The 8,002-nt window shown below is 41.4% G+C and carries 16 protein-coding genes; all 16 read left to right on the top strand.

The features are described from left to right. The first annotated feature begins 30 nt into the window (after window positions 1–30). Entirely contained in the window at window positions 31–195 is a 165-nt protein-coding gene (locus DW650_RS19620) for a hypothetical protein (RefSeq protein WP_158576250.1), read from the top strand. Beyond that, a complete protein-coding gene (locus DW650_RS18825) occupies window positions 185–595 on the top strand; it encodes a YopX family protein (RefSeq protein WP_118210839.1) in 411 nt (136 codons plus the stop codon). The genes DW650_RS19620 and DW650_RS18825 overlap by 11 nt, the downstream gene beginning before the upstream one ends. Before the next feature lies 1 nt (window position 596). Further along, window positions 597–854: a hypothetical protein gene (locus DW650_RS18820; RefSeq protein ID WP_118210838.1), complete on the top strand. Its 258-nt coding sequence runs from the start codon at window positions 597–599 to the stop codon at window positions 852–854. Further along, window positions 851–1,102, top strand: a complete 252-nt coding sequence (locus DW650_RS18815) for a Lar family restriction alleviation protein (RefSeq protein WP_158576249.1) — start codon at window positions 851–853, stop codon at window positions 1,100–1,102. Before DW650_RS18820 ends, DW650_RS18815 begins: the two co-directional genes overlap by 4 nt. Then, window positions 1,089–1,346, top strand: coding sequence for a hypothetical protein (locus DW650_RS18810; protein WP_118210836.1), 258 nt, complete (start codon window positions 1,089–1,091; stop codon window positions 1,344–1,346). Before DW650_RS18815 ends, DW650_RS18810 begins: the two co-directional genes overlap by 14 nt. After that, the gene (locus DW650_RS19615; protein WP_158576248.1) at window positions 1,343–1,516 is read left to right on the top strand and encodes a hypothetical protein; all 174 of its coding nucleotides are present in this window, start codon (window positions 1,343–1,345) and stop codon (window positions 1,514–1,516) included. Before DW650_RS18810 ends, DW650_RS19615 begins: the two co-directional genes overlap by 4 nt. Before the next feature lie 25 nt (window positions 1,517–1,541). Beyond that, complete coding sequence (locus DW650_RS18805; protein ID WP_118210835.1) at window positions 1,542–1,724, top strand: hypothetical protein; 183 nt, start codon at window positions 1,542–1,544, stop codon at window positions 1,722–1,724. Window positions 1,725–1,997: 273 nt separating this feature from the next. Continuing rightward, window positions 1,998–3,794, top strand: a complete 1,797-nt coding sequence (locus tag DW650_RS18800) for a DNA cytosine methyltransferase (protein ID WP_330414697.1) — start codon at window positions 1,998–2,000, stop codon at window positions 3,792–3,794. A gap of 26 nt (window positions 3,795–3,820) precedes the next feature. Beyond that, complete coding sequence (locus DW650_RS18795; RefSeq protein ID WP_118210833.1) at window positions 3,821–4,228, top strand: hypothetical protein; 408 nt, start codon at window positions 3,821–3,823, stop codon at window positions 4,226–4,228. Next, a complete protein-coding gene (locus tag DW650_RS18790) occupies window positions 4,225–5,214 on the top strand; it encodes a DNA cytosine methyltransferase (RefSeq protein WP_118210832.1) in 990 nt (329 codons plus the stop codon). The genes DW650_RS18795 and DW650_RS18790 overlap by 4 nt, the downstream gene beginning before the upstream one ends. Window positions 5,215–5,374: 160 nt before the next feature. Continuing rightward, window positions 5,375–5,677 (top strand): YjcQ family protein, encoded by a 303-nt coding sequence (locus tag DW650_RS18785; RefSeq protein WP_158576247.1) that lies wholly within the window; start codon window positions 5,375–5,377, stop codon window positions 5,675–5,677. A 63-nt stretch (window positions 5,678–5,740) separates the two neighbouring features. Next, window positions 5,741–5,995 (top strand): ABC transporter ATP-binding protein, encoded by a 255-nt coding sequence (locus DW650_RS18780; protein WP_118210830.1) that lies wholly within the window; start codon window positions 5,741–5,743, stop codon window positions 5,993–5,995. An 86-nt stretch (window positions 5,996–6,081) separates the two neighbouring features. Then, window positions 6,082–6,714 (top strand): DUF4417 domain-containing protein, encoded by a 633-nt coding sequence (locus DW650_RS18775; RefSeq protein WP_118210829.1) that lies wholly within the window; start codon window positions 6,082–6,084, stop codon window positions 6,712–6,714. Next, a complete protein-coding gene (locus DW650_RS18770) occupies window positions 6,714–6,980 on the top strand; it encodes a hypothetical protein (protein ID WP_118210840.1) in 267 nt (88 codons plus the stop codon). The genes DW650_RS18775 and DW650_RS18770 overlap by 1 nt, the downstream gene beginning before the upstream one ends. Window positions 6,981–6,991: 11 nt before the next feature. Next, on the top strand, window positions 6,992–7,387 hold the full coding sequence (locus tag DW650_RS18765; protein WP_006857538.1) for a hypothetical protein: 396 nt from the start codon (window positions 6,992–6,994) through the stop codon (window positions 7,385–7,387). Window positions 7,388–7,577: 190 nt separating this feature from the next. After that, on the top strand, window positions 7,578–8,002 hold a 425-nt coding region (locus DW650_RS18760; protein WP_199654328.1), incomplete at its 3' end, for a terminase small subunit.

The raw sequence follows: 8,002 nt of genomic DNA, 5'->3' as shown, positions 1-8,002 counted from the left end.
CCAAGCTGAAAGAAATGGAGGGGGAAAGCGATGTATTGTGATGGAAGATGTCAGTATTTGAATGAACGTAAACATAAATGTGAGTTGACCGGAGAAAAATTGACTTACATGAAGCAGACCGGAAGTATTTCTTTCTCCGTGCATGAACATAGAGGATTTTGCAAAGGAAAAAAGGTGGAACGTGATGGAGAATAGATATTTATGCCGTGGAAAGCGGATTGATAATGGCGAATGGGCGGAAGGGTATCTAATTGTAGACGAGAAGGACTACTCTAAATATTTTATCGGTTATGTACTTGGAACGAATGAAGATGGTACTCCTCACGATTTGGATGCCGCGCAGGTGAACCCATCTACAATCTGCCAGTGCACCGCAATGCCTGATAAGAACAACAAACTGATCTTCGAGAATGACATTGCCATAAAGCATAATGATGATGATAAAGAGCCATATCTGATTAGATGGAGTGAGAATTACGCAGCATGGGAACTGGCACAATGCGGATGTGCTATGTACGGATTTTTCGATGTTGATTTCGGCGAAATAGAGGTAATCGGTAATGCGATTGATAATCCGGAGCTGTTGGAGGTGTAGGATGCCGAGAACCATAGCGTATAGAGCGGGAGGATTTACAAATTGTGGAATCGGTTACACAAAATTCAGTCAAGAGGAATTGGCAGAAATGAAAGATAGAGTCATGACGGAGAGTGAATCAATAACAAAAAAATATTGCAGTACATGTAAATACTACGCTGAATATGAGGGCGTTTGTTGCAATGGAGACAGTGAACACTGTGCAGATTTCCGTGGACTGGATGATACATGTGAGAAATGGAAGGAAAACGAAGAATGAATGAAGAACTTAAACCATGCCCGTTCTGCGGCGGAAAAGCAATGTTCTTTACCATTGTAAATAAGTCATCACATTCGGATGTTGGAGTAATGTTCAAAATCAAATGTATGAAATGCGGAACAGAACTTCCAAAAAGCTATGAATGTGAGATGTATATGGATCAGGACGGTGGAATCAGAACAGGAAAAGACGAGCGAACAAAAGCAACTACAGATTGGAACAGGAGAGCAAACAATGAGACTGATTGATGCGGATGCACTAAAGAAAGATTTAAAATCGGTTACTTTAAGCAATGGAACTTTAGTAAATACAAATGCAGTATTGTATTTACTAGAAGAATATCCGACCGCCTATGACCCGGACAAGATTGTGGAGCAGTTGGAAAATGAGAGAAAGTTTTGGGAGAATGCATATAACAGGAATTTGGGAAAAGAGAAAGCAAGAAGTTATGAGCACGCAATCGAGATTGTGAAAGGCGGTGGAGTAAAGTGACAAGAGAAGATAAAGAAGCAATTTTAAATAGTTTTGACGAAACAATGATACAACCGGATGAAGCAATGAACCTCACAGAAATGAGAGCATATGTAAAAGGTTTTGAAGATGCTAGAAATGCAATGTTTGATGCGACTGACAAGTTTTATCGAAGTAATAAGACGGATTAGAACCGTAGAGAAGAGGTGCACTGATATGTCAAAAGCAGTATTAGTTATGGATATGCCGGAACAGGTGTGCCAGAAATGCACATTGTGCTATGAGACAGAGAATGATGACGAATATCTGTGCTGTGCGACAGGAAAACTTGTACCAGACGGAAAAAAGCCGGATTGGTGTCCACTCCGGGAACTGCCGGAGAAAAGATACCAGAGTTGAAATCTGGTTATGAAGATCTCAGCATATCAATACGTCGGGTGGGTTGGAATGCCTGCTTAGATGAAATTTTGAAATAAAAAAGGAGTGAGAGGTTTTCCGTTAGATTGGATGATTTAAAAGCAATAAAACGATGAATTTATTGCATAAAACGCAACATAAACAAATTCAAAGTGCACTATTGTAGATATGTGCACGGAATATCAGAAAGGAGCCGGAACCTATCCGGATAAAAGGCGCGCCGGGTTCCTTTTGAAGAAAATGATACATGGAGAATTGATAGTTGACAATTTTGCCGGTGGGGGCGGCGCTTCCACTGGTATAGAAATGGCAACCGGATACAGTGTTGATATTGCAATCAATCATGATCCAGAAGCAATTAAGATGCATAAGGCTAATCATCCGAACACGAAGCATTACTGTGAAAACGTCTGGGCAGTTGATCCAGTAAAGGCATGCAATGGGCATCCGGTTGGACTTGCCTGGTTCTCACCAGACTGTAAGCATTTCAGTAAAGCAAAAGGTGGAAAGCCAAAGGATAAAAATATCAGAGGTCTTGCATGGGTAGCTTGCAGGTGGGCGGGACTTGTCCGACCGAGAGTCATCATGCTTGAAAATGTGGAAGAGTTCAAAACATGGGGACCATTGAACAGAGGGCACCATCCGATCAAGGCAAAGCAGGGAAAAACATTTGAAAAATTTGTACAGCAGCTTAATGATCTGGGGTACACTGTAGAATTTAAAGAACTGATTGCTGCCGATTATGGCGCACCGACCATGCGAAAGAGATTCTTCCTGATTGCAAGGTGTGATGGCAAGCCGATTGTCTGGCCAGAGCCGACACACGCACCAGCAGACAGTGAAGCGGTAAAAGCAGGACTAGTGAAGCCTTATGTTGGAGCATACACGCAGTTGGATTTTTCATTGCCCTGTCCAAGTATCTTCGATACTTCGGAAGAAATCAAGGAGAAATACGGCATCCGGGCAGTAAGACCACTGGCACAAAAGACGATGGACAGGATAGCCAGAGGATTTATAAAATTCGTTTTGAATAATCCAAAGCCTTTTATCATTCAGTGTAATCATGGCGGTGAGCGTAGACCGAATGATATCAGAGAGCCGATGCCTACCATAACCGGAAAGCACGGGTACGGGATTGTGGAGCCGTATATGGTGCAGATCGGGCAGACAGGATTTGCAAAAGACCGAAGTAAGGATGTTAGAGAGCCGCTTACAACGATTGTGAGCAAAAATGAGCATTGTCTGATTGAACCAACGCTTGCACCATACATGGGAAAGAATACGACAAATCATCCGGGCGGAAATTGCAAAGATCCGATACACACAATTACAACTGGCAATCAGCAATGTCTTATTAGTCCTACGTTGATTCAGTACCATTCAGAAACTTCAAAAGATGGAGTAAGAGGGCAGGCTATAAAAGATCCGATCATGACAGTTGACAGCTCAAATAGATATGGGCTGGTCGCATCGTTTCTGCATAAGTACTATGACGGAGGATATAAAGGTGCTGGGGAAACAGTAGAAAATCCGCTTCCGACAGTGACCGCATGGGATCATAACAGCGTTGTTACTGCGAATCTGATTCAGATGAACAATCATTGTGACGGAAAAGATATCAGACAGCCATTACCAACGATCACGGCTGGTGACGGACACTTTGGAGAGGTCAGAGCGTTTCTGATTAAATACTATGGACAGGGAACAGGGCAGGATATAGAACAGCCGCTTGATACAGTCACAGCACAGGATCGCTTTGGACTTGTGACCATCAACGGCACTGATTACCAGATTGTGGATATTGGACTGCGGATGCTGGAGCCAAGGGAGTTATATGGATGTCAGGGATTTCCGGACGATTACATAATCGACCATGATTACACCGGCAAGACATATCCGAGAAGCGAACAGGTGCGAAGATGCGGCAATGCAGTATGTCCGCCAATACCTGCAGCACTGGTCAGAGCAAATTTGCCAGAATTGTGTGTTGCAGAGCGGATGCCAAATATGCAGATAGAAGCAGAGCAGACCGGACAGCTCCGGTTTGCGTAAACCTTAAATTTTGTGGAGGTGTTGCCATGAATTTATTTGAAAAAGTAAAATGCAAAGGCTTTTATAAGCCATTTAAAGACGGAAGATGGCTGTATCTCGACAGGGAAACATTAACTGCTGATGCAATGGACAATAATCTGGCAGATGGAAACAATGATGGCACTGTCGAAAAGAATGTTGAATATATCGAGAAAACTTATTTCAAACACGTTGATAAGAATTTCATCGGCGTAATTGTCGGATATAAGAATATTGTTATCAAAGGTTATCTTGATGCAGTCTATCAAGACGAATGTGATGTAGGTGTCGGAGTTATTCCAGAAGCGTTTTATGTATCGAAAAGAGCAAAAGAAACAGTAAAATGTGCTGTTGTTTATTATGCGAACAATTTAAAACATTATGTTCCATTGGAAGATTTGGAGGTAATGCCATGATACAGATTTTAGAACTATTCGGAGGAATAGGCTCCCCGCGGTGCGCACTTAGAAACCTTGGTATTTCGGTAAAGGCGATTGATTATGTCGAGATTGACGAAAAGGCAGTACGTTCTTACAACGCCATGTTTGCAAACGAATTACCGTATAAGACGCAATCAGTTGTTGGGTGGAATCTTAAGCCGGATATTTTGATACATGGAAGTCCGTGCCAGGATTTCAGTATTGCTGGCAAACAGAAAGGCGCAGATAAGGGGTCAGAAACACGTTCAAGCCTAATGTGGGAAACCATCCACATTATCGGGCAGATGGGAGCCTGGAAGCCACGTTATGTCATTTGGGAAAATGTGAAAAATGTCCGTAGCAAATATATGGTGCATAACCACAACCGTTATATGTCTGAACTTGCAAAGATGGGATATACAAGCAGCTATGAGCTTTTGGATGCGCGGGATTTTGGATTGCCGCAGGCAAGGCAGAGATATTTCACGGTATCTGTACTTGGGAATGAATACTTTGATTTTTCCAATTTGATACATACACCAATGCGAAATATTAAAGACTTTTTAGAAAGTGATGTGCCGGAATACTATACTGTTACGCAACCGAGTATGTTACGAAGAATAGACGGATTGTCTGATTATAATGGAAGTTTTAAAGGCAGAGTTCCGGTTATTAAAGAGTATGCCATGACAATCACATGCAAGCAGATGAGAAGTCCAAACAGTGGCGTGGTTGATTTAGGGAACGGAAAATATCGGTATCTTACCGAAAGGGAATGTTGGCGAATACAAGGTTATACAGATGAGGATTTTGATAATGCACTGAAAGTACATCCAGGAAAGAAAAACTGCTTAAACGGTGCATTGTACAAACAGGCGGGGAACAGTATTCCGGTGACTATTTTTGAAAGTCTGTTCCGGAAGATAATTCTCGGAGAGACAAAAAAATTGGAAGAACAGACCGGACAGCTCCGGTTTGTCTAACCTTTAAATTTTAAAACCAGATAACAAATCCAAGCGATCATACCTTCCCCTGTAAGGATGCGGCGGGGGAAGAATAAAAATAAATTTGTAGTACATTGATAATTGAATATTGGCGGTTGAAGTGGTACAATTCAAAAAAATGCATATTGGAGGTATTGTTATGGCAGTAAATCAGCTAAAGATTGTTGTTAGTATCTTGAAAGAAGTTTCAGAAAAAACAGTCCCAAAACCGGAAGATTATGGAATAACTCAGCAATGCTACTATGATATAATAGAAGCGATGAATGATGAAGGACTACTGAAAAATGTTAAAATAACACATGATGCACAAAATAGGGTTTTAACAGCTTCTATAAAAAATGCAACAGTAACAATCAAGGGTATGGAATATCTTCATAACAATTCGGCATTAATGAAAACATATAAGGGATTGAAAGAAGTAAGAGAGTGGCTTCCGTTTTAATTAACTTACCAACCGTCAATATTCGATGGTTGGTATTTTTTTGCGCAAAATTTGAAAGGGGGAATGTACTTGGATGAAAAAGAAGTATACGAGATCTGCATGAGCGTGGACAGCATCATAGCTGATAAACTGACAGAATCAATCATTATTGGGACCAGTTACGACATGCTTGAAGCACACTACGGCATTCTTCCAATCAGCAGGCGTAGCTTTTACAGGAGAAAGGGCACAGCGCAGAGGCTTATGCGGCAGAGAATGGCGCATTTGGTGGAAGAAAAGAACGGGCAGTATATGATTGTATGGGGAAGAGAGGAATAACAGCCTCTCTTTTATTATGCCCTAAAGTTGGCACAAATCCATGCTTGACCTGTCTTATAATTATGATATGAGGAAAGGACTATGCCATGTATAAAACACAGAGAAATTACGAAAATGCACAGAGGATGTTATTTGATGGAGTTGGTCAGTATGACATACCGGAGTTAGAGCCTGTACAATTTGATAATGCAGAATTTATCGGATTCAATTATGCGAGGAACGCAAAAGAACCGGAGAATAAGGCAGTACATTTCTTCCTGGATGATTACCAGTTTACCAGAGTATGGACAGACCCGGATAAGTACACGGCAATGTTGCAACGGTTTAAGTATGTGCTGACACCAGATTTCAGTCTGTATACGGATTTTCCAAAGTCGTTACAGATCTATAACCATTACCGTAAGCACTGGCTCGGTGCGTACTGGCAGATGCATGGAATTAATGTTATTCCTACGATTTGCTGGAGCGATCGGAAGTCGTTTGAATGGTGCTTTGATGGAGAACCTACACAGGGTGTTGTTGCGGTCTCTTCTGTCGGGACACAGAACAGCACAGAAAAGAAACAGCGGTTTTTGGATGGCTATCTTGAGATGGTAGAGAGATTACAGCCTACACAGATTATTTTTTATGGCAGAGTCCCAGATGAGTGTAAAGGAAATATTGTACATGTCAAACAGTTCAGCGAGAAGTGGCATGAGGTTGAGGTGGCGCAGTGGTAGTGAATTTACAATTTTTTGGTGGACGTGGTGGCTCTAGCGGATTTGGGAAATTAAGTGGAAATGTTGTCATAAGTAAGGAAAATACACCACATGGAACGGTGTTCTATATGACTGGTACCAGAGATGTATTGTCACATTGGGATGATGAAGATAATTATCACGAAAAGCAAATCAAGATAAAAGAAAATGTTAGAAGTAGTTTTAAATCGAGAGAAGAAGCTGTTAAATATGCAAAGAAAAATGGCTATAAATATTTAAGTCTTTGAAAGGATACTGAATGGGTGGAAGAGGAGCAAGTAGTGGATTAAGCGAAAATAAAAATCCGTATGGCAGTCAGTATCATACGATATTAGAACATGAGAATGTCAAATTTGTAAAAGCAAATTCCAGAAACTCAGAATCACTTTTTGAAACGATGACGGAGGGCAGAGTGTATGTGACCGTGGGAGGGAATGATTTGCTGAAAATTACATATTACGATGAGCAGAATAAAAGAAAGAAACAAATAGATCTCAATCATCCACATAAAGGGATAAAACCACATGTGCATCATGGATATAATCATAACGAAAATGATAATTCCAAAGGAGCAACTGGATTATTACCCAAGGAAAAGAAGATGGTTGAGAAGGTAGAACGTATATGGTACAATCATATAAACAAGAAACAGTAGCTTAAATAAAAGCGGCGTCAACCAACGCATGGTTTCCGAGTGATCGGGGTGTTTCTTGTTAGCAAGCGTAGTATACTCTGGTGATTACGCCTTGATAGAGGAGAGTTCGGTTCGACTCCGAACACTTGCGACAATAAGGATGTACCATAACGGTACGTCCTTTTTTATTGCCATGAAAGGAGATGATCGGTTGGCAGCAAAGAAAAATCCATTAGCTGATGAGGCATATGAACTGTATAAGGACGGCATGAAGCTGGTGGACATTGCTGACCAGCTTGGGAAACCGGAAGGAACAATCCGCAGATGGAAAAATACATATGACTGGGATAACGAACGTTCGGATTGCAAAGCGAACGAAAGCGAACGTCCAAAACGAACGAAAGATAAGAAAAACGGGAAGAAGTTGACGCCAAAGCAGGAAGCATTTGCTGCTGAATATATTAAGAACGGTGGAAACGCTACGCAAGCAGCAAAGGATGCGGGATACGCAGAAGCGCGAGCTGCTATCACAGGATCCGAGAATGTAAGGAAAAGTAATATTTCGGAAAGTATTGCCGAGCAGATGGAGCGTATCGAGAAAGAACAGCACCGTGACATTATGAGTCTTGCAGAAAT

It is taken from the genome of Roseburia sp. AM23-20 (genome assembly GCF_003470905.1).
In the GTDB taxonomy this organism is placed as follows: Bacteria; Bacillota; Clostridia; order Lachnospirales; family Lachnospiraceae; genus Roseburia; species Roseburia rectibacter.
Note: the sequence above shows the minus strand (reverse complement) of the source record. Positions and strands in the feature narration are given on the sequence as shown.